Consider the following 22,969-nt stretch of genomic DNA (forward strand, 5'->3'; position numbering starts at 1 on the left):
TTTAAACGACGAGTGCGTAATGTGATTCCCACAACTAATGGAATAAGAGATAATAATGTACCGAGTAAGGCAAGTTGGATGAGAGTATTTGTGTCAAAACCAGAGGCGAATAAACAAAAATTGATAAAATATGGGAAGATTAAAAGGTATAAAGGAGCTTCAATGGCAATAGATAATTTCCTAATCAAACGGTTCTCTGTCATTCTCCACTAACCTACCTTGCGATTTGTCAAAGTTTTCAGAAAAGCAAAGTGAAAGCATCTATTTTCATATTTTTTTTACCAGTGAACAGAACAGGATGACCGTTCCCTGGCACATTTAAAATTCGAAAATGGTTCCAATCAAAGGTTAGATTCTAATTCCAATACAGAGATCTCAGAAGGAGCTCCCAAACGAAATGGAGGCCCCCAATACCCTGTACCTCGACTGACATAAATTTGTGTATCCTTGTAACGATGTAGTCCAGCCACAAATTTTTGTGCAAAGTATATGAGTATGTTACCAGGGAAAAATTGTCCACCATGAGTATGGCCAGAAATTTGTAGATGAAAGCCAACTTTGTTTGCTTCATACACACTATTCGGTTGGTGAGCTAAAAGAATTTTATAGTCAGAATTTTCCCCACCAGCCATGGCTCGTTTAGGATTTGTTTGGTGGGATTTAATCATAGCTCCCGCAGTTAAATCGGTAACACCTGCCATTAATAATTTAGCATTCCCTACTTGGATTGTTTGGTTCTCATTGAGTAAAACTCGAATCCCTAACGCTTCAATCTCAGGTAACCAGGATAAAACTCCGGAATAATATTCATGATTTCCTGTTACATAGTAGGTTCCAAATTTAGATTGGATATCCGCTAAAGGTTTTAAGTGGTGTTTGAGTGTAACCGCCGGTCCATCTACTAAATCTCCAGTGATCACGACAACATCCGGAGTTTGAGCGTTGATTTTCCCAACCACTCTTCGTAGGAATTTCTCCTTGATTGTGGGACCTATATGAACATCTGAAATTTGGACGATTTTAAATTGATGGAGATCAGGATGTAAATTCTTAACTGGAATTTTGACATGTTTGGTAGTTAGTCGAACATGTGCATTGTAAAACCCAAGAGAACTCAGAGCTGTGGCAACAACAATGGTTGAAAATGCCAAACTGAAGTTTTTTACCTCTGTCACTCCATCAATCGGAAACCCAAAATGAAGTAAGGTCGAAAACAAAAACCTTGAATAATCAGAAACAAACCCAATATCAAAAAGTCGTAGTAGGTCCATGAGGAGAACCAAAGTGAAAAGGATCGAAAAAAATCCAAAATTGGTGAAAGTGACATAGGCGAAAAATGTCTGGGTTTTTTCCCGTTTCGACAGTCGGCTAAAGGCATAAGTTAAGGGAACAAGGATTACCAAAGCTCCAATTCCGACAAGGATCATGGTGACGATGGGACCATTCAGTGAAAGTCCTGAGATTAAACGAAAGGTAGAATAATAATAGATAAATCCAAGTAAGGATGTTAATACTGACAAAAATACAAAGAACGCTTTCAATGAGATTACCCTACATATTGGACAGTTTTTTGTTTGAGAAAGTGACCTTTATTCATACAAGAAGGATAGGATGAAAGAAAAAGATACAATTCGAACCAAGTCAGATGTGATCCTAATCGGTGCAGGAATCATGAGTGCTACATTGGGAGTTCTATTAAAAGAATTGAACCCCCACCTAACGATCACAGTTTTAGAGAGACTCGATGCAGCCGCAAGAGAAAGTTCCAACGCTTGGAACAATGCAGGCACAGGACACTCTGCTTTTTGTGAATTAAATTATACCGTTGAAAATGAAGATGGGTCCATACAGACTAAAAAAGCCCTTCAAATCGCTGAGTCCTTTGAAATATCGAAAGAATTTTGGGCCTACCTTGCAGGTATCAAACAAATAATCGATCCCGAAGATTTTATCCATTCAGTTCCTCATTTTAGTTTTGTTTGGGGAGATGAAAACGTTCGTTTTTTAGAGAAACGATTTGCCGCTTTAAAACAATATGAACTATTTAATGGACTGATCTACACGGAAGACACAAAAACAATTTCAGAGTGGCTCCCCCTAGTCATGAAGGGTCGTGATCAGAATGAAAAAGTTGCGGCAACTCGAATGGATTTAGGAACTGATGTCAATTTTGGGACTTTAACGCGCGCTATGTTTCGATATTTAGAAACTTTCTCCGATGTTCATGTCCATTATTTTGAAGATGTCAAAGATTTAGAAAGAAGCGAAAATGGGAATTGGCACCTAACTTCTCATAATTTACAAACTCATGAAAAAGAACACCATGAAGCAAAATTTGTATTTATTGGTGCAGGTGGAGGAAGTTTACCTCTTTTAGAAAAATCTGATATTCCAGAGGCTTCTGGATTTGGAGGATTTCCAGTGAGCGGCCAATGGTTACGTTGTAAAAATAAAAACATCATCAAAGAACATTTTGCAAAGGTTTATGGAAAGGCGAATGTTGGTTCTCCTCCTATGTCTGTTCCTCATTTAGATACACGTATCATTGAAGGGAAAAAAGAATTATTATTTGGACCTTACGCTGGTTTTACGACAAAATTTCTCAAAAAAGGTTCTTATTTGGATTTAGTAAAATCTTTGGAATTTGATAATATTTTTCCAATGTTATCAGCAGGTATGCACAACCTTCCTTTGACAAAGTATCTGATTAGCCAAGCCATACAATCTCATGAAGATCGAATTGAAGCATTAAGAGAATATTTCCCTGAAGTGAATTCTGAAGACTGGGAACTAGTTGTCGCTGGCCAAAGAGTACAGGTCATCAAAAAAGATGAGGACGAAGGTGGTGTCTTAGAATTTGGAACTGAAGTTGTTTCAGCACAAGACGGATCGCTTGCGGCCCTACTCGGTGCAAGCCCCGGCGCATCAACTTCTGTTTCCATTATGTTGGAAGTTCTATCAGACTGTTTCCCAAATGAAATGAAATCCAAAGAATGGAGAGATAAGTTAAAAACCATGATTCCAAGTTTTGGTGAATCAATGAAAGATCATCCAAACCTCTGCTCTTTGAGTCGAAAAAGAACAGAGGAATTGTTAGGATTAAAAACCTTGGTTACTTAACTTTTTTTCTAAGTTCGATAACAACTTTTTCCTTCGACTCCACAGTGTATAAGGCTGATCCTTGTGTGGAGTCGATGATCCTACGAGGGCTCACACCTTTTTCTCTCAGTACACGAGAAATAGCTTGGGCTCTTTCAAATCCCAAATCATAATTTTCGAAGTTCCCCGGTAAGTCTTCCTTGTAAGGAGAAGTATAAGTAATAATGAGAATATCATATTCTTTAAATTCATTTTCTAAACTTCTCGCAATCGCATCTAACCTTGCTCGTCCTTCTAAATGGATGCGACTGGATGGTAAATCAAATATCTCACTTGCAAAGAACACAAAACGTTCGAGTTTCGATTCATTCGGTATACTTGCTGTTTTCAATTGGTCATCATTAGGGATGGAATCAATCACTCGTTTTGGAGTTTCTTCTCTGATTACTGGTTCTGGATTTGAGCCAAAACTAAACCCAAGTCCAAACTTGATAGCCGTTTCCTCATAGTTGCCTTTATTTCTATAACCAGCCGATGGTGCTTCATAGTTCACCATATAAACATTTGCGTGTTCCACTTCCGAGCTAATGAAAAAAAGATGATTAAAATGATAACGAATTCCCAATGAACCAAAAACTCGATTCGTATTACCACCATACAACCGTTCTGCGCCGGTACCACCACCAAATCTAAAATAAGGATCAAATTGTTGGTTAGGCATAAAGTGAATGAAAAAGTTTAGATCTGCAGACAAAGCATTAAATACATCTCTTTTCCTTTGCGCTCCATAACTGTATAAATCTCCTGACACTAAACGTGCCAACTGATTGGCTGCAGTATCAGCGAGTAATGAATACAATAAAACAACTCGGTTATCAACAGTTTGAAAGTAAGAAGATGTAATGACTTGGTTCGAAACCGAAAGGCCTAAACCAAAATATCGGAACAATCCGTATTCAAATCCAACTTCTCCACCGCGACTTGATAATCTTGTCCGATCTTCGGTGATATTCGAATAAAATTCATATAATAGATACCGGGATGTCGTGTCTGTGAAAGGTGAATTAATCACCAAATAATTTGGAAAGTTGCGATTAAAAACTGCCTTTTGAATGCTGCCTGAATTATTTCCGACACCACCCATCCCCATGCCATAAAGGATAAAATTTCCCTTATCAAAACCTTGTCCCCAAACGAAAGAACCTGGATAAAAGGGAAAAATCAAAATTGCCCAAAAAACAAGGTTTTGCTTCCATTTCTGCATGGGTGATCTTGTTCCAATATCGTTTGTTAATGCAAGTTCATTTTTTATCTAAAATTGTCACAAATCCACCTCCATCCTTCGTCTTGTTAGGGAGGTTTCCTATGAAAACAAAGGTTTTGATTTTAGGTGCAGGTTATGCGGGTATACTCTGTGCCAATCGTTTGCAAAAACAAAATAAGAATTTAGAAGTATTACTCATTTCCAATTCTGAGTATTTCCAGGAAAGGATAAGATTCCACGAACTGGCGACTCGGAGAAAGGAAAAAAAAATAAAGGTACAAGATCTCATCAGGAAAAAGATCCAGTTTACCATTGGCCAAGTTACGAAGATATCACCCAATTCGAATGAAGTGAAAGTCCAATCAAACATCGGCCCGATTGTATACCATTACGATTATTTGGTGATCTGCCTTGGAAGCCAAAATTCGAAAACCAAAATCGATAATGAAAATTCAATCCAATCAAAAGCGTCATTGGAAACATTTTTAAAATCAACAGTTCCAGAAAATATCGATCATCTATGTATATTAGGTGGCGGGCTAACAGGAATTGAATTTGCCTCGGAATGGAAAGAAAAATATCCAAACACAAATGTCACCATTGTGGATCAAAATTATTTTGCGAAATCATTTTCCAATGTTGGAAAGGAATATATCAAAAATAAGTTTGAATCTCTAGGGATCAGAGTGATCGAATCGAAGGTAATCAAGAATATAGAGAAGAACAAAATTCATTTCCAGGATAAAACCGAGATAGATTACGACATTCTTTTGAACTGTACAGGCTTTCAAGTAAATGATATACTTAAAAAATCCGGTTTTATCACAAATGAATCGAACCAAATCTATGTTGATCCTTTTTTACGATCCAAACAATACCAAAATGTATATGTTGCTGGAGATGCGGCGAAGTTGGAACCTTCCCATTTGCGGATGGGTTGTGTTACAGCCTTACCTATGGGAGCCTATGTTGCCGATACAATGTCCGATGTACTACACAACCGAAATCTTTCTCCATTTGAATTCCAATTTTTTGGACGTTGTGTCTCACTGGGAAGAAACGATGGCCTCATCCAATGGACAAATTTTGATGATTCTCCAAAAGAAAAAATTATCAAAGGAAAGTTAGGAGCATTGATCAAAGAAAGTGTAAACCGATTTACACTGATTGCATTACGTATGGAAAAACATCTACCGTTTCGATTTTATTTTTGGCCCAAAGGGAATGGACTTAGCAATACAAATGCGTTTCAGAAACCAATGATCCAACGAGGAGAATCATAAATTGGAAAATTTACAATCCTTTTTAGAATGGAAACCTTATTTGTTTTCCATTGCTTATCGAATCACTGGTAGTTATGCAGACTCAGAAGACATTCTACAAGAGAGTTACCTAAGGTGGCTCACTGTAAATCATTCGAAGGTAGAAAATCCTAAATCCTACTTAGGAAGTATCGTGGCAAGACTTGCTTTTGATTTATTGAAAAAAGCGTCGAGGAAAAGAGAAACCTATATTGGTCCTTATTTGCCAGAACCAATTCCCGAGTATACTTCCAGCATCGATGATGATAAAGTTAATTTTGCATTTTTAGTTCTACTGGAAACATTAAATCCATTTGAACGCGCAGTTTTTATATTGCGTGAGTCGTTTGATTTTGATTTTGAATTAATCTCAAAAATTATTGGGAAAACCCCAGGATACACGAGGAAAATTCTAAGTAGAGCCAAGCAGGCATTAAAAGAAAGAAGAAAAAAATTTGATCCAGATCCCAAACACCAAGAGAAATTATTAATGGAATTTAGTTTGGCATGTTTCCAACAGGATACGAAAGCACTTTCCCAATTATTAAAAGATGACGTCGTTGCTTATTCTGATGGTGGTGGAAAAGTACATGCAGCAAGGATTCCGATTCCTGGAATCATTCGTGTGATAATATTCTTAAAACAAACTACAAAAAAGGCAATTAATTCATCAACGGTTTACTTTGGTTATGCGAATGGGAGTCCCGTCACCATCGGTTATGGGAAGGATGGATTCCCCAATTTTGTTCAATTCATTATGATTGAAGGAAACCAAATCAGTGAAATTTTAACCATTGCCAATCCAGACAAATTGAAAGGGTTTCAAAACATGGACCAATTAAGAAAATTAGGATATATACGAAAACCTAACTATTTCCATTTGGTCTACTTATGGATCAAAAATAAAATCCAGAATTTTGGAAAATAGATTGAAGGATCACCTTACATCCTATCGTCATATTGGTAAAGATGTTCCTTCGATTCATTCTGAAAGTCACGATTTCGTTTTTAATCTTTACTTTAGCAGGATGTTACTCTTATGACAAACCGAATCCACCTACAGCTAAAGCTGGAGTCTTAGATTTAAGAAATTGGAATTTTGATCTATATGGGAATGTTCCCTTAAATGGAGAATGGAAGATTGAGTGGAAACAATTGTTAACCACTCAAAATGATCATTCCAATTTTACAAAAATTCCTGGCAACTGGACAAATCAAATGGGTGTTCCCTATAAAGAGGGGTATGCCACCCTACAGTTAAAAATCTTAGTGAATCCAGATGCAAAAACATTTTACTTACAAAACGGTGTCACAAGGAATGCATTTAAAATCCTCGTAGGTGAAGAAAAAATTTATGAATCTGGAAAGTTAGGAATTGATAGCGAGTCAGAGATTTCCAGTATCAATATACAAACCATTGCGCTTCCTTCTCGAATTAATAGTGAAATCAACTTAAACATCCAAGTTTCTTGTTTTCATTATCACGTTTGCGGAATTGCGACACCATATCTAATTGGAACACACGAAGGAATCACCAAATCATTTTTTGAAGCCACTAGCCGTGATATTTTAGTTATGGCATCACTTGGCACACTTGCCTTTTTTCACTTTGTTTTATTTCTATTTTGGAGAGACGAAAAAACTCATCTCTATTTTTCGTTTGTATGTTTTCTTGCATCTGTTAGGTTACTTAGTATTGGTGAAACTCGGCTTATTTACAATTATCTTCCCATGGGTGTTTATGAAATCATGGTTAGACTAAATGGCTTTTCATTTACTTTATTATACCTTTCCTTTGTAAGATATGTGAAAGAAGTTTATCCTGATAAAAAATACTCGTTTATCTATTTGTCGAATTATTTCTGTGCAATACTTTTGTTGTTTGGAATTCATTTTCCAATTCCCATTTATTCACAAATTCAATCCTTTCATTTAATATTAGCGTTACTTGGATTATTCTCATTAATGTATCCAATTGTTCACGGAGTTTTGATCAAAAAACCTGGTGCAAAATTTTTTCTATTTTCCCTCGTTTCAACAATGTTACTTTTTTCATTAGATATCTTAACCGAATTTGCAAAAAAAGGCACTGCTTACCTCGCACAATATGGATTTTTAGTATTTGGGTTATCACAAGCTATATTCATAGCAGATCGTATGATCCAAAATTTTAAGAATCGAGAAAAACTCAAACAAGAGAAAGAGTTAGCTCTTGCAGAAGTAAAATTTAAATCTGCTTTTTTATCCACCATGAGCCATGAAATCCGAACACCTATGAATGGAATTTTGGGGATGACCCAAATGTTTGGACAAACCAACTTAACTGATGAACAAAAGGAATATCTAAGTTTAATTCAATTTAGCGGTGAAAATCTTTTATTATTAATCAACGATATTCTAGACTTAACAAAATTGGAGTCAGGTAAGTTAGAATTAAGATTAGAACCAATTGTTTTAAAAAAACTTTTAAATGATATGGTGCAATTATTCAAATCGAAACTGAACACCGAATCTGTGAAAATAAACTTAGTGATCGACGGTGAAATTCCTGATACAATCATCACAGACCAGAGGCGTTTCACTCAAATCCTTTCTAATCTTTTGGGCAATGCAGTCAAGTTTACCGAAAATGGATGGATCTCACTCATTGTATCATCCGAAACAATCGATGATAAAAAAAGTTTATTGGTCTTGCAAGTGAAGGATACTGGAATCGGAATCCCAAATGAAAAAATTGGAGAACTCTTCGAACCATTTATGCAAATCCATTCTCACTTGTCTGGAAAAACAAATGGAACTGGACTTGGTCTTACGATCACAAAAAAAATTGTAGAAGAATTATCAGGAACAATCTCTGTTCAATCTGAATTAGGCAAAGGATCTGTCTTTCAAGTTAAAATCCCAGTCGAACTCACTTATGACACAATCAATACAAACACGGAAACAACAAACCAAAGTATTCTAAAAGTTGTAGAGTGGGAAAAACATTTAGCAGAACAATACCCTGCAAAAATTTTAATCGCTGATGATGATTCAATCAATCTGAAAGTTTCAAAAATGTTTTTGAAAAAACTTGGATATTCAGCCCTAATTGCAGAAAATGGCAATGATACACTTGCATTAGTCGAAAGAGAAAAACCAGATTTTATATTTTTAGATGTTCAAATGCCAGATCTGGATGGAATCCAAGTAACCAAACTAATTAGGCAAAATCAAATTTTAACAAAACAACCTATCATCATTGCACTCACTGCGAATGTTATGGAAGTAGAAAAAGAAAAATGCCTTTCCGCTGGAATGAATGATTTTATGACAAAACCTCTTTTAATGCAAGAATTAGTATATATGATCAAAAAATGGTCAAAGGAATAAATAGTGAGTAAGGAACATTCTTTAGTGATTGGAGGCACTTCTGATATTGGCGTTTGGGTAGTTGAATCTTTAGCCAAAAGAGGCCATTCTATTTCAATTACAGGTAGAGACAAACAAAAGTTATCTGATTTAAAAACAAAAATACTTTCCAAATATAATATTTTAATTCAAACCCATGAATTAGACATCGCAAATATGCAATCTTTTGATTCCTTCTATTCGGGACTGAATGTAGAACCAAATCATGTTTATATCCTCGTTGGTTATTATGAGGACCAAACATTTGCCAGAGAAAATTGGAGAGAATTAGAAAAAACCATTCAAATCAATTTTACTGGAGTTGTTGCACTTGTGAATGCCATTTCGATAAGTATGGAAAAAAGAAAATCGGGAATCATTACAGTCGTTAGCTCTGTTGCAGGGATCAGAGGCAGAAAATTAAACTACATTTATGGCAGCGCAAAGTCTGGTTTAACAACTTACCTTTCTGGTTTACGTGCACTTGTTTTTCCAAATGGTGTGCACATCGGTACCATATTACTTGGACCAGTCTATACGAAGATGTCAATGGGACACAATTTAATTCCTTGGTTAACGTTAACACCAGAAGAAGCCGGCGAAAAAATAGTCACTGCTGGATTGAACAAAAAGAATGAAGTTTATATTCGTTGGCCTTGGCGTTTCATTATGTTCATCATCCAAGTCATTCCTGAATGGATATTCAAACGTCTTCCAGCATTTTAGAAAATAAGATTCCCTACTTTCTAAAAGATTAAGGGTAACTTACATAATTCCAAACATTTTGGAATCCATTGAACATAGGGCATGAGTGCATTGCAAGTGTTCCCATTCCATTACAAGAAGTAGTCACCAAACGTTTGCTATTTCCATATGGACTCCCGACATTCACATTAGTCAAAGCCCCAACCATTCCTAGTGGACTCAACCAAACATCAGTTACCTGATTCATATTACCACTGAGGTTAGCAATTGAATCGTTTTCATGGATCAATCCATAATAAGAACCTGCAGGTGCTTGTTGTGAGAGCCCAAACCAAGAAGGGGTGGAAGCTGTTTGCAAACTATAATCTGAAACTCCACTGTAGATGGAAACTCTGCCAACAGTTCGAATTTTTCCTTGGTAAGCAGCATGTCCACTGCCTTGGGAATGCCCACCGACATAAACACTCGACCAGAGAATCGAACCACCTGATACATATTGGTCCCAACCTTGCCCTGGATAATTTTGCTTTAAGTAAAGTAATAAAGATAAAAGTCTACCTTCGATTGCATTGCCAGAGTCCACTGCAACATAAGGAGAGACAGATTCACCTGTTACGATTTCACGCCTAACCATTTCAAAACAACTGGCATCATTCCTTGCAGTACCTTGGTTACAAATCGTATTCACAGCTTCACCATTTGGATAACTAAGCCCAATGACATGGTATCCTCTTGTAGCACCTTGTTGTAAAATCGCATTGATTTCACAAGGAGTAGAATCAGTACCAGGGTAAAAAACAGATAATTTGTTTTTTTGGGTTGTACCTGTTTGTGGTGGGAATACTTGGTGAGGTGCGTTAAACGTTGTGATTTGAGAATTGGTTAGGGATGGGGCAATTTGATAACGAATAAGAGAACCAACAGCTCCATTGGAAGGAAATGCGTTCTGGCCTGCACAAGAACGCGCATACAAGTTTAAGGAAATAATTTTCAGCAAATCTTCATTGGTTTCAGACTCTTTTTTACAAAAGAGAAACAAATGAGAAAGAGAGAATATAACAACGAAAAAAAACAAAGTATTTATGTTTTTTGATAAGGATAGAATTTTCAAATTGGTTACTCTTCTCTCGATTCAGATCAAATTAAAAGCTTTTGTTAGTTTGGCAATTCAATTCTCAAACACACAACACCAATCAAAAACAAGGATTGGTGTCGATTATAACTCACTTCAGTTCTTTAAACTTAAGAATCATCGTGTCGACATTGGATCCAATCCCTTCGATTCTTGTTACATTCAAACCTTCCCGGTCAAATAAACTGATCACTGCAGAATGATTGAATTCTCCTCTTGCCATTTTTTTAAAATTGATACCAAGAACCACTGACAACATCCGAACGTCTTCTTCCTTTCCCGTGAGAAGTGTCCAATTTTGACCAAGGCCCATCTTCTTTTTATAATCTTTTAACACTTGGGGTTTATCATTTTCAGAATCAAAACTCACAAGGATGACATTTGGTACTTTGCCTGATTCTGATTCGATTTTTTTTGCCACCTGTTCCAAATCAGAAACTAACCGTGGGCAAATGGAAATACAAGAAGCATAAAACATACTGATGAGAAACGGTTTTCCTTTCCAATCAACAAAACTTACCGATTTATTATCTTCATTTTGCCATTGGCTTTTTAGCTCCAATAAACTCCCTTGTGCAGGTTCACCTGTAACTAACAGAGGTTCATGTTCATGGTGATGATTTGCATTATGTTCGTCACACTGAGAAAATGAAATTCCTATTGATAATAACATAAGATAAGAAAAATATTTTGAAATCGTTTGATTCATTTTGAACCTTCCTTTTTATTCTGGTCTGTCACACATCGAAATCCTAAATATTTGGCCGTATACCAACCTTTTAAGCCAGCGCGGTACCCAAATCGCATATAGGATGCATAATTCGAAAAATCATTTGCTTTCAGTGAACCTCCACCACAGAAGAGACTACTTTCAATATCTGAATCTTGCCTGGAATCACCCGTTACAGAAGTATTATTAAAGTCATACACCCATTCCCAAATCATTCCATGTTGGTCATATACTCCGAGTTTGTTTTTGTACAAACCAACCTTAGGCAAAACTTCTGGCCTAGGTTCCCCATACCACTTGAGTATCACTGCTTCAATCGCTTTTTGGTTTTTACCTTGCGGAGGAATACTTCCAACATATTCCCATTCAGATTCAGTGGGTAATCGTTTGCCTTTTGATTCACAAAAAGCTTCTGCAGAAAACCAAGACACATATGTCACAGGTGTCAACATATCAGATTCCTTAGGTTTCCCGTTTTTCCAATCTGCCAGGTAACCAGCATCTACAAATAAAGAAGATGGTTTTCCTTTTTTCCAATCTGGATGCAACAAAGTAAATTCGTAAAACTCTTGCTTGGTGACAGGATACTCGTCCATCTCAAAACTGTTCACTTTCACTTGGGCATTCGGCAAAGAAGATCCGTCTTTCAGAAAGGGTTTCCATTTCCCCGAAGGGATCTTGATCATTTCCGATTGCAGGGAACCAAAGGAAACAAACGAAACTAGGACCAGCAAAAGGATTGTTTGATGTTTCAATTTTGTCCAATTCTTTCGTTTTTCCATTTGATTTCTTTCCCTTTCCAAATATGGTTACCTCACTTCTTGTTCAGTTACCATATATCCTTTATTATCCCATTTGCTGTAAACATAACTCAATACACTTGCAATTTCTTCATTGGAAAGTTCTAGGTGAGGCATTACGTTATTGTATTTTTGACCATTCACTGTGATTTGCCCACTCAAACCCTTTTTTAACACTTGGATGGCTCTTTGTTTATCAGCGTTTAAAAAATCTGATTTTGCTAGTGGTGGGAAAACTCCCGCAACACCTTGGCCTTCTTTCATATGACATGCGGAACAAACTGACTTATAAACTCTTTCTCCATTCGCCAAAACTTCCTCTTTGGTTTTGGCAGAAACTTTTGGTTTTACCTCAGTTACCATCCTTTGGATGGCTGGTCCTTCCGGTAAATAAACAGTATCTTCTTGTTTTCCAGAATAAACATTTGGATTGGGTTCACCTTCTACTTTCAGCATCCCAAGTGAACCTTTGTTAAATGTTCTAAAAATGGAATGGTCTACGAGTATCAAAGTCCCTGGCACATCAACCGTAAAATCAACAATAGCAGATCCCCCGGCAGGGATGAGAGTGGTTTGTACATTTTTTTGGTTTGGCAATATTCCACCTTCTGTATACACATGATCAAAAATCTCTCCAATCACATGGAAGGAAGAAACTAAATTTGGACCACCATTCCCAACAAACAATCTAACTTTTTCTCCTACTTTTGCTGTAATCGCCCTATCTTCCACCAATGAACCGACAGAACCATTAAACACTACGTAGTCTGGAATTTCAGTTATCGCCTTCTCCATGCTAAATGATTGTAAACCTGGTTCTCCATTTTTCCCTTTTGTATAAAACTCACTTTGGACTACATAGTATTCCTTGTCCACTTTTGGTAGATCATCCTTTGGTTGTACAAAGATGAGTCCATACATTCCATTTGCAATGTGCATTCCCACAGGAGAGGTAGCACAGTGGTAAATATAAAGTCCAGGATTGAGAGCTTTGAACGAAAATTTAGAAGCATGTCCTGGGATTGTGAGAGAAGCCGCTGCACCACCACCTTGCCCAGTGACAGCATGCAAATCGATGTTATGTGGCATTTTGCTAGAAGGATGGTTTTTTAAATGGAACTCCACTTGGTCCCCTTCCCTGACACGGATCATAGGCCCAGGCACAGATCCACCAAAAGTCCAGAATGTATATTCGACTCCGTCAGCGAGTCGACCTACAACCTCGATCGTTTCTATATTGACGATGACTTTTGCTTCGTAAGTGCGATCAATGTGGGGAGGCACTTGTGGTGCATATGTTAGTTTTGCTTCCTCAATTGTTTCTTTTCCACATTGAAAAAGAAAGGTAAATAGGAATAAAAGGAACAGATAAAAGATGGTTTGTTTTGATTTTATGAAATTCATATGATTTACGATTTCCTATGTTTTGAAGTGTAAGCAGTTTTTTGTATTCTAACATTGATGTAAGTCAAGAAGATTGATTCATTGAGATCAAAAAACACTAAGAAGGTGATTTTTCGGAAGTTTACCTTTTCCCTCATCCAAAATGAAAACACTTAAAATTCTAAATCGACGGATCGGAATCAATTGGAAAAATTGGTATGTTGCCTCTATGACAGACCCACAAACTAGCCTGAGCAAATTCAGAAGTCTTCTTCATATTTCTTCCATTCTCAATGCAAACCTGGATTTGCACCAATTACTTCCTCTCATCATGTTATACTCCAAGGATTTATTGGAAGCAGAAGCAAGTTCCCTTTTCCTCTTGGAAAATGATGAATTTTTATACTGTGAGGTTGCACTGGGTGAAAAAGGAGAGATCATCCAAGAATATGCTAGATTGGAACTAGGAGAAGGCATCGTGGGGATGGTAGCAAAAGAAAAAAAACCAATCGCGTTAGTAGATGCCTACAAAGATCCAAGATTCAATCCTAGTATGGACAAACGTACTGGATTCAAAACAAAATCGCTTATTTGTGTCCCTCTCTTTGTTGAAGAAAGGTTGATTGGAACTCTGGAAGTGATCAATAAAACAAATGATCGTATTTTTAATGATTCTGATTTAGAATATTTGATTTCTCTCTCAGAGGTTGCTGCTACTGCCATACAAAATGCCAACGTAAAAGATAGTTTAGACAAACGGATCTTAGAACTTTCTCTTTTGTATGAATTTGAAAAACTTTCAGTTTCGGAAAAGAGCTTAAACGAACTTGGGAAATGGATGTTAAACCGAGTATTAGAATACTTAGGTGCAAGTTCTGGAACTATTTACTTAGCAAATAACACCAAACAAGAATTAGGGATCCTTGCTGCCAAAGGAATTCCGGAAGATGCTTATGATCAAATCAAAGTTCCATATGGGAAAGGTGTTTCAGGTTGGGTCGCAGAAAAAAAAGAAAGCCTACTCATTCATAATTTAGATATGGACCCTCGTTATAATAAACTTTCACCTTATAAGTTTGAATCCAAATCTTTGATATCGGCACCACTCATTTACCAAAACGAACTATTGGGTGTGATTAGCATCAATAACAAACTTTCGGGTTATGCTTTCCAACATTCCGATTTAGACCTACTTACAAACATTGCGGCAAGACTCAGTAATACGATTAAAAATGCGCAACTCTTCCACCAAATTGTAGACACAGGAAAAGAACTCAGTCGTGCGAAAAACATCATGCAAAAAATCATGCCGTCTGTTTTACCAGAGACAAAAGAATTGAGTTATGGAGTTTCACACATCCCACTCGAACAAGTTGGTGGTGATTTTTATGATGTAACACAAATTGATGAGAACCATTATTCCATTTTGATTGCGGACATTTCAGGGCATGGACTTTCCGCAGCAGTTTTAGCGGCCATGTCCCATATGGTTTTAAAAAACTTTGAACCAGAAATCAAACAAAGCCCCTCTATATTTTTAACAACACTCAACCATATGTTGTTTGGCAAATTGGCTGGAAATTTTCTCACAGCATTTTATGGAATCATCAACATCAAAGAAAATTCCATTCTCTGCGCCAATGCAGGCCATCATGCACCTTTCCTTCTCAAAACGGGAGAATCAAAAGCAAAACCATTGGATGTAAAAGGGAAAATCCTTGGGCTCATTCCAGATCTTTATTATGAAGAAAAAACATTTTCTTTTGGTAAAGGGGATAGGCTTGTACTTTATACAGATGGAATTACGGAACATATGTCAAAAGACCATAACAAACGTTATGATGACGAATTATTCCAAATGGCTATCACGAAAGGGAAATCAAACGTAGCACAAGAATGTGCAAACCTACTCATCCAAGAAGCAAAGGATTATGTAGGTTCGGTTGAATTTGCAGATGATGTGACAATTCTCATTGTCGATCGAAAGTAAATCTTAAACTATTAAAATCTACTTTGATGTTAGTCTTATTGGTTATAAACACATTCCGTTAAACTAGAACATTCTGACCAAAGAACCAAGGATTTCAAAGATCGATGGATTCGTTTCCTTTGTTTCGTAAGGTTTCGAGTAACTCTGGATTTTCCAAACAGTCTTTCGCTAAATCAGATTCAAATGCCTCCACTAACATCCGTAAGGATACATTGGAAGTTTCAAAATTTGAACCCCCATCCACCGAATCAGAGAAAATCGGAAGGACAATATAAAACGGAATGGTCAACCAAGAAATAATCCTACGACCTTGGATTGGGTATGTGTAATCACGAATGATTTTTTTGTCTTCGCGGTCCATCAGTGTGAAGGTTACATTGGAATGGGTTTCGACAAACGAGGGAAAAATCCCAAGTGTGAGTAAAAACATAATCGCAGAAATACCTGCCGAATCTGTTCCCGTTTTGGTTGTATACGTTAGGTTTAATTTGGAAGTCCGGCTGAGTTTGAAAAGTTTTGATTTTGCCAGTTCGAATTCAAGAGCTGGCGAATTGTATAAATTGGCTTTTGGAGATTCTTCCACACGAATGAGATGGAATCTGATTTTATCCCCAGTGATTTTATCTGGATCAACTGGTGTTTGATTCGATTCATTTGCCAATGCAAAATAATGAAAATTACAAGAAATTAAAGTAAGGAAAACAAATGCGAAAAAACAACGAATCAGGAATTTCATACGTCCCGTTATTCTGCCATATTACCATCCCAACTGCAAGCGGATTTCCGCGCAAGGGGGAGTAGCGGAAATCCTTTCGCGTAAGCGGAAGATTGCAGCGGATCACCCGGTCCCTTTCCGTTAGGAAAGGGATGTGCCCCCAATCCCTTCGTTGCGATAATTTTCTTTGTACTTGGTATAATTGTTTGCCGTGCGGGTGATGATCTCGCGGTCTTTGTCTGTGATGTCTCGGATGATTTTGGCGGGACTTCCCATCACAAGAACGCCTGGTGGGATTTTTTTCCCAGGTGGGACAAGGGATCCGGCACCCACAAAGGACCACTCTCCGATCTCCACATCATCCATAAGCATGGCTCCCATCCCCACAAAACTATGATCCTTCAGCACACAACCGTGAATGGTCGCATGGTGGCCGATGGATACATAATCCCCAATCGTGACAGGATACAAATCTCTTGCCACATGTACGAGTGTCATGTCTTGGATGTTCACATGTTTGCCAATGGTGATGGTATTGACGTCACCTCGTAACACACATTGGAACCAAATCGAGGACTCTTCCCCAATGCTGACTTTCCCAAGTACATCAGCGGAAGGTGCCACCCAGGCAGTGGGGTGGATAGAAGGTATATGGCCTTGGAAAGAACGGATCATACTTGCTACACATCGGTGTCCAAACTGAAACTCAAGGTCTTTTCGTTTTTTCCGCTTGCGTTTTTACCTTTAAGTAAGTTACGGTAGTCTTAGATTCAAATGGGATCTCACTCCTCAACAACGCTATTTTTCTCTAAAAACCTGCTAAGGAATATTTCATGGCAATAGACATCAAAGTCCCCGAGATGGGGGAATCCGTAACCGAAGCGACTATCAGTGCTTGGACCAAAAAAGAAGGCGATGCCGTAAAAGTAGACGAAGTGCTCGCAATTTTAGAAACAGACAAAGTCTCATTAGAAATTCCTGCTCCTACCTCAGGGGTATTAAAATCCATCTCCAAAAAGGTGGGGGATGTGGTACATGTGAGAGACATCATCGGTGCCATCGAAGAAGGTGCCGTAGCATCTACTCCTGCTAGTTCCAGTGCCCCTGCTCCCAAAGCAGAAACGCCAAGTGCGCAACCTAACACGGGCAAAGTGAATGAGGAACTCCCTCCTGCTGCGCGTAAACTCATTGAAGAAAATAAATTAGATGCCTCCAAAATCCCAGGCACTGGTCGCAACGGACAAATCACAAAAGAAGATGTGATCCTTTATATGGAAAAAGGTGGTGCAAATTCCGCTGGTCCTTCTAAGGCCGCAGCACCAAGTCCAGAGATTCCCAAAGCAGTTGTGGTATCGGCAAACGCAGGTCCTAGAGAAACAGTTGTGCCAATGACTAAACTTCGCCAAACGATTGCTAATCGCCTAGTGAGTGCACAACACACGGCAGCGATCCTCACGACGTTTAACGAAGTGGATATGGCTCCGATTATGGAACTTCGCAATAAATACAAAGACAAGTTCAAAGAAACTCACGGTGTGGGTCTTGGGTTCATGTCCCTTTTTACCAAAGCAGCAGTGGCAGCATTAAAAGCTTACCCTGCGATCAACGCAGAGATCCGTGGAACAGACATTGTTTACAAAAACTACTATGACATCGGAGTCGCAGTGGGTGGACCAAAAGGACTTGTGGTTCCGATTGTTCGTAACGCTGACCTTCTCAGTTTTGCACAAATCGAACAAGAGATCGCAAGGCTTGCGGGCAAAGTCAAAGACGGAAAAATTTCACTCGAAGATATGGAAGGGGGAACTTTCTCCATCTCCAATGGTGGTGTGTATGGATCCATGATGTCGACTCCAATCCTCAACCCTCCACAATCTGGAATTCTTGGAATGCATAACATCGTCAAACGTGCGGTAGTTGTGAATGACCAAATTGTCATCCGTCCGATGATGTATCTGGCTCTTTCTTATGACCACAGAATTGTGGATGGTAAGGAAGCAGTGCAGTTCCTTGTGAAGATCAAAGAAATGGTAGAGGATCCAACAAGACTCCTCTTTGAGGTATAGTTACCAATATGGAACAATATGATATCGTTGTCATTGGTGCAGGTCCTGGTGGGTATGTGGCTGCGGTTCGCGCAGCCCAACTCGGGAAAAAAGTAGCCATTATCGAAAAAAGAAAAACTCTCGGGGGGACTTGTCTCAACGTAGGTTGTATTCCTTCCAAAGCCCTTCTCGATTCTTCAGAAGAGTATCACAAAACCAAACATAAACTAAGCGACCACGGGATCTCCGTGAAAGATGTCAAAATCGACATCGCGAAGATGATGGCTCGTAAAGACAAAGTGGTAACTGAAGTGACATCGGGTGTTGATTACCTGATGAAAAAAAATAAGATCACTCGTTATTTGGGTCATGCAAGTTTCATTTCCAAAAACGAAATTGCAATCACTGCAGAAGATGGAAAAAAAGAATCTATCTCTGGAACGAACATCATCATCGCATCTGGTTCCTCTCCAATTGAAATCCCACCACTCCCTGTGGATGGAAAAAACATTATTACCTCGGATCACGCGATTGCTCTCGATGCAGTTCCAGAACACCTCATCATTGTAGGTGCAGGAGTGATTGGACTCGAACTTGGTTCTGTTTGGTTACGACTTGGTGCGAAGGTCACTGTGGTGGAACTCATGCCACGCCTCTTTGGAACTGCTGACCAAGCGATGGCAAGTCTTGCCGAAAGACTTCTCACTGGGCAAGGGATCAATTTTCTATTCGAAACCAAAGTGCACGGTGCTAAGGTGAAAGGGAAAAAAGTTGAAGTGGAAATCGAAGGCAAAGATGGGAAAAAAACCATCCTCGAAGGAGACAAGGTGCTTGTTTCCATTGGCCGTCGTCCGAATACAGATGGACTTGGTGCCAAAGAAATTGGAATCGAAATGACAGACCGTGGTCGCATCAAAGTAGAACCTAACAAATTCCAAACGAACATTCCTAATATTTATGCAATTGGTGACGTGATTGATGGACCTATGCTTGCACACAAAGCAGAAGACGAAGGCATTGCCGTTGCCGAACTCATTTGCGGAAAGTATGGTCATGTGAATTACAAAGCCATTCCTTGGATCGTTTACACTTGGCCAGAAGTGGCATGGGTAGGTCTTGGAGAAGAAGAACTAAAAGCCAAAGGCATTGAATACAAAGTGGGTAAGTACATGTTCAAACCCAATGCTCGTGCCAAAGCCATGAACGAAACGGATGGACAAGTGAAAGTCCTCGCTGACAAAAAAACGGACAAACTCCTTGGGGTTTACATCGTAGGACCAAGGGCTTCTGACATGATTGCAGAGGTTGCAGTGGCGTTTGAGTTTGGTGCGAGTGCAGAAGACATTGCTCGTTCTACACATGCTCACCCCACTCTTTCCGAAGTCCTCAGAGAAGCGGCGATGGATGCTGACGCAAAATGGTCCATCCATTCGTAATGAAACAGTTGTTTTGTTGTTTTAGGGAGATTATATGACAACCGATCAGATGATGAGTTTATACGGCGATAACGTTGTATTATTGGAAGAGTATTACAAACAATTTAAGGAAGACCCGTCTTCCTTATCTAAGGATTGGATCGATTTTTTTGGGGAATTAGAAAGATCCTCAGTTTCGAACAATGGTTCGAATGGAGGTGGGTTCAATGGGAATGGATATGTAAATTACACATCCACCGAACACCGTAAAGATTCATCCCTCAGTGATTTTGGTATCATCAACCTTCTCAATGCTTACAGGAGACAAGGTCACTTAGCTGCAAACCTAGATCCACTCGGAATCAACAAACCTAACCGCGAATTCATTGATCTCAAAATCAAAGCCCTCAAACAATCCGATCTCGATACAGAGGTGGATTCAGGGATCAACAATCTTGGAAAAACAAAACTGAAGAATGTCATTGATTGGTTTGAAAAAACTTACTGTGGTTCGATAGGTTGTGAACACTACTACCTTGTCAATGATGAGGAACGTGAGTGGTTACAAAACCGAATGGAACCACTTGCCAACAACGAACCAATCAGCAAAAAGACCGCCTTACGTTTGTTTGAAAAATTGTACCAAGCAGATAGTTTTGAAAACTTCCTCGCCAAAAAATTCGTAGGGAAAAAACGTTTTTCTCTCGAAGGTGGGGAAACCATGATCCCGATGCTTGATACCCTTGTGGAAGAAGCGGGTGGTCATAAAATGGATGCCCTTGTCATTGGTATGGCCCATAGAGGACGACTCAATGTTCTTGTAAACATCATCCGTAAACCTGCAGGCCTTATCTTTGCTGAGTTTGAAGAAAAACTAAACCCAGGCCAACTTGGTTATGCAGATGTAAAATACCACTTAGGTTATTCCAACCATGTGATGACCCATTATGGAAAAGAAGTCAAACTATCCCTTGCCTTCAACCCATCTCATTTAGAGGCTGTAGACCCAGTGATTTTTGGATCTGTCCGAGCAAGACAAGAAATGGCCAAGGACATGGACCGTTCGAAATTTATGCCAGTTGCCATCCATGGGGATGCTGCATTTGCCGGCCAAGGGGTGGTTGCAGAAACACTCAACATGATGAACCTAGAAGGGTATACTGTGGGTGGAACGTTCCACATTGTGATCAATAACCAAATTGGATTTACCACTCTCCCAAGTGAATCACGATCTACATTGTATGCAACAGACCTTGCCAAAGGGTTCCAAGTTCCTATTTTCCACGTGAATGGAGACGACCCAGAAGCAGCATACCGCGTCACAAAACTTGCGTTAGAATACCGTCAAAAGTTCAAAAAAGATGTGATCATCGATTTGATTTGTTATAGAAGGCTTGGTCATAACGAGACTGACGAACCAACTTTCACACAACCTCAGATGTATGACATCATCAAAAAACACCCAAAAACAATTTCTCTTTACGAAGAAAAATTATTACAACGTGGGGACATTACAAAAGAAGAAATCCAATTCATCAAAGACGGGATCCAACAAGGACTCGAAACTTCCTTCCAACAAGCAAAGGAAAAAGACACCCGCATTACAGTGGATACACTAGGCGGGGTTTGGTCAAGATACACCAAAGAACCTTTAGATTCGGATGTCCATACGGAACTCCTCCAACAACAATTAGGTGGAATTGTGAAAGCTGTAACGACCCTTCCAGAAGGATTTACAGCCAATCCAAAACACATCAAAGTGTTGGAAGACCGTAAAAAAATGGGGGCTGGTGAACTTCCGATTGATTGGGGATTTGCGGAATCACTTTCCTTTGGTTCGATTTTGGAAAATGGATTTCCAATCCGACTTGGGGGACAAGATGCGCAAAGGGGAACATTCTCTCATAGGCACGCAACACTCTCGGATATTATGAATGGTAAAAAACTCACACTTCTCAATCATATCAGCGACAAACAAGCAAAGATCGAAATTGTAAACTCATCTCTTTCGGAATACTCCTGCCTTGGTTTTGAATATGGTTATTCCCTTGCGGATCCAAGTAGCCTCGTGATGTGGGAAGCACAGTTTGGTGACTTTGCTAACAATGCACAGGTCATCTTTGACCAGTTCATTTCTAGTTCTGAAATCAAGTGGCAAAGGATGTCGGGTCTTGTTTGTTTATTACCACACGGTTACGAAGGCCAAGGTCCAGAACACTCATCCGCAAGGCTTGAAAGGTTCTTACAACTTTGTGCACTCGACAACATCCAAGTGGCAAACCTCACCACTCCAGCGCAGTATTTCCATATCCTTCGCCGCCAAATCTTACAAAGTTTTAGAAAGCCACTCATCATCATGACACCGAAGTCACTCCTTCGGTTGAAAGATGCAGCTTCCAGTTTGGAAGACATCACAACGGGTGCGTTTAAAAAGATCCTTCCAGATCCAGTGGCAAAACCAGAAAAAGTAGAAAAACTTCTCTTCTGTTCGGGTAAAGTTTACTATGACTTACGTAAGGCGATTGATGCTCAAAAATTAGAAAATGTAGCAGTCGTTCGTATCGAACAACTCTATCCTTTCCCTGAAAACCATATCAAACAAATGATCACGAGTTACGGAAAACTGAAAAAATTTGTATGGGTACAGGAAGAACCGAAAAACCAAGGTGCTTGGTTCTTTGTGAGAGATCGTATCGAAGCAGTGATGCCGGAAAACAAACGTCTACATTATGCAGGTCGTTCGGAATTCCCAAGCCCAGCTTGTGGACACGTAGTCACTCACTTAAAGGAACAAGACGATTTAGTAAAGGATGCTTTGTCTTAAAACAAACACCGATCGATTAGGGAGCAGGAATGATAATTCTGTAAAGAATTGACCACTGCTTCTTATTTGATTCCAAACGAAAACCTAAAAGCCCCAAATCAAATTGGGGTTTTTTATTTCCTTTCCTTAGGAAATTCTTTTCCAAATGTTACATCTTTTCCATTGACACACCAACA

Annotated in this window: 18 protein-coding genes (1 of these 18 only partly in view); 9 read left to right on the top strand and 9 right to left on the bottom strand. The window is 38.8% G+C overall.

From position 1 onward, the window contains the following. Together ND855_RS11285 and ND855_RS11290 are read right to left on the bottom strand one after the other, a co-directional pair. On the bottom strand, positions 1–203 hold the 5' portion of the coding sequence (locus tag ND855_RS11285) for a methyl-accepting chemotaxis protein (RefSeq protein WP_265358425.1). The gene continues 1,579 nt to the left of window position 1, outside the view; only the first 203 of its 1,782 coding nucleotides appear in the window; its start codon is at positions 201–203; the stop codon falls past the left edge of the window. Between the two features lie 138 nt (positions 204–341). Continuing rightward, complete coding sequence (locus ND855_RS11290; protein WP_265358426.1) at positions 342–1,541, bottom strand: metallophosphoesterase; 1,200 nt, start codon at positions 1,539–1,541, stop codon at positions 342–344. A 70-nt stretch (positions 1,542–1,611) separates the two neighbouring features. Here ND855_RS11290 and ND855_RS11295 point away from each other — a divergent pair, with 70 nt between their 5' ends. Then, the gene (locus ND855_RS11295) at positions 1,612–3,120 is read left to right on the top strand and encodes a malate:quinone oxidoreductase (protein WP_265358427.1); all 1,509 of its coding nucleotides are present in this window, start codon (positions 1,612–1,614) and stop codon (positions 3,118–3,120) included. Here ND855_RS11295 and ND855_RS11300 read toward each other — a convergent pair. Further along, the gene (locus tag ND855_RS11300) at positions 3,113–4,363 is read right to left on the bottom strand and encodes an OmpA family protein (RefSeq protein WP_265358428.1); all 1,251 of its coding nucleotides are present in this window, start codon (positions 4,361–4,363) and stop codon (positions 3,113–3,115) included. The genes ND855_RS11295 and ND855_RS11300 overlap by 8 nt on opposite strands. Positions 4,364–4,464: 101 nt before the next feature. Between ND855_RS11300 and ND855_RS11305 the strand changes: the two genes are divergently transcribed. The 4 genes from ND855_RS11305 to ND855_RS11320 are packed head-to-tail and all read left to right on the top strand — an operon-like array spanning position 4,465 to position 9,780. Further along, positions 4,465–5,646 (top strand): NAD(P)/FAD-dependent oxidoreductase, encoded by a 1,182-nt coding sequence (locus ND855_RS11305; protein ID WP_265358429.1) that lies wholly within the window; start codon positions 4,465–4,467, stop codon positions 5,644–5,646. A gap of 1 nt (position 5,647) precedes the next feature. Beyond that, positions 5,648–6,592, top strand: coding sequence for a sigma-70 family RNA polymerase sigma factor (locus tag ND855_RS11310; protein ID WP_265358430.1), 945 nt, complete (start codon positions 5,648–5,650; stop codon positions 6,590–6,592). Between the two features lie 41 nt (positions 6,593–6,633). Continuing rightward, positions 6,634–9,036 carry an ATP-binding protein gene (locus tag ND855_RS11315; protein ID WP_265358431.1) on the top strand — a complete coding sequence of 801 codons (2,403 nt, stop codon included), beginning with the start codon at positions 6,634–6,636 and terminating at the stop codon, positions 9,034–9,036. 3 nt (positions 9,037–9,039) lie between these two features. Beyond that, positions 9,040–9,780, top strand: coding sequence for an SDR family NAD(P)-dependent oxidoreductase (locus tag ND855_RS11320; RefSeq protein WP_265358432.1), 741 nt, complete (start codon positions 9,040–9,042; stop codon positions 9,778–9,780). Between the two features lie 28 nt (positions 9,781–9,808). Here the strand turns inward: ND855_RS11320 and ND855_RS11325 are convergent, their stop codons facing one another. The 4 genes from ND855_RS11325 to nirK form a co-directional block, all read right to left on the bottom strand. Then, entirely contained in the window at positions 9,809–10,870 is a 1,062-nt protein-coding gene (locus tag ND855_RS11325) for a BPSS1187 family protein (RefSeq protein WP_265358433.1), read from the bottom strand. Between the two features lie 112 nt (positions 10,871–10,982). Further along, positions 10,983–11,600 carry an SCO family protein gene (locus ND855_RS11330; protein WP_265358434.1) on the bottom strand — a complete coding sequence of 206 codons (618 nt, stop codon included), beginning with the start codon at positions 11,598–11,600 and terminating at the stop codon, positions 10,983–10,985. Continuing rightward, positions 11,597–12,307 (bottom strand): formylglycine-generating enzyme family protein, encoded by a 711-nt coding sequence (locus tag ND855_RS11335; RefSeq protein ID WP_265358435.1) that lies wholly within the window; start codon positions 12,305–12,307, stop codon positions 11,597–11,599. Before ND855_RS11335 ends, ND855_RS11330 begins: the two co-directional genes overlap by 4 nt. 123 nt (positions 12,308–12,430) lie before the next feature. After that, a complete protein-coding gene (nirK, locus tag ND855_RS11340; protein ID WP_265358436.1) occupies positions 12,431–13,825 on the bottom strand; it encodes a copper-containing nitrite reductase in 1,395 nt (464 codons plus the stop codon). Positions 13,826–14,033: 208 nt separating this feature from the next. Between nirK and ND855_RS11345 the strand changes: the two genes are divergently transcribed. After that, positions 14,034–15,794, top strand: a complete 1,761-nt coding sequence (locus ND855_RS11345; protein ID WP_265359390.1) for a GAF domain-containing SpoIIE family protein phosphatase — start codon at positions 14,034–14,036, stop codon at positions 15,792–15,794. A gap of 94 nt (positions 15,795–15,888) precedes the next feature. On the opposite strand, the gene ND855_RS11350 is transcribed toward ND855_RS11345, so the two are convergent. Both ND855_RS11350 and ND855_RS11355 read right to left on the bottom strand, forming a co-directional pair. Next, a complete protein-coding gene (locus ND855_RS11350; RefSeq protein WP_265358437.1) occupies positions 15,889–16,530 on the bottom strand; it encodes a hypothetical protein in 642 nt (213 codons plus the stop codon). A 120-nt stretch (positions 16,531–16,650) separates the two neighbouring features. Continuing rightward, entirely contained in the window at positions 16,651–17,184 is a 534-nt protein-coding gene (locus tag ND855_RS11355; RefSeq protein ID WP_265358438.1) for a gamma carbonic anhydrase family protein, read from the bottom strand. A 158-nt stretch (positions 17,185–17,342) separates the two neighbouring features. On the opposite strand from ND855_RS11355, the gene odhB reads away from it, so the two are divergent. Genes odhB through ND855_RS11370 form a run of 3 tightly spaced genes read left to right on the top strand, consistent with a single transcriptional unit; the run spans position 17,343 to position 22,793 of the window. Then, entirely contained in the window at positions 17,343–18,575 is a 1,233-nt protein-coding gene (gene odhB / locus ND855_RS11360) for a 2-oxoglutarate dehydrogenase complex dihydrolipoyllysine-residue succinyltransferase (protein ID WP_265358439.1), read from the top strand. Between the two features lie 8 nt (positions 18,576–18,583). Further along, on the top strand, positions 18,584–19,990 hold the full coding sequence (gene lpdA / locus ND855_RS11365) for a dihydrolipoyl dehydrogenase (RefSeq protein WP_265358440.1): 1,407 nt from the start codon (positions 18,584–18,586) through the stop codon (positions 19,988–19,990). Positions 19,991–20,024: 34 nt separating this feature from the next. Next, a complete protein-coding gene (locus tag ND855_RS11370; protein WP_265358441.1) occupies positions 20,025–22,793 on the top strand; it encodes a 2-oxoglutarate dehydrogenase E1 component in 2,769 nt (922 codons plus the stop codon). The last annotated feature ends 176 nt before the right edge of the window (positions 22,794–22,969 follow it).

This window comes from Leptospira paudalimensis (assembly GCF_026151345.1).
Classification (GTDB): Bacteria; Spirochaetota; Leptospiria; order Leptospirales; family Leptospiraceae; genus Leptospira_A; species Leptospira_A paudalimensis.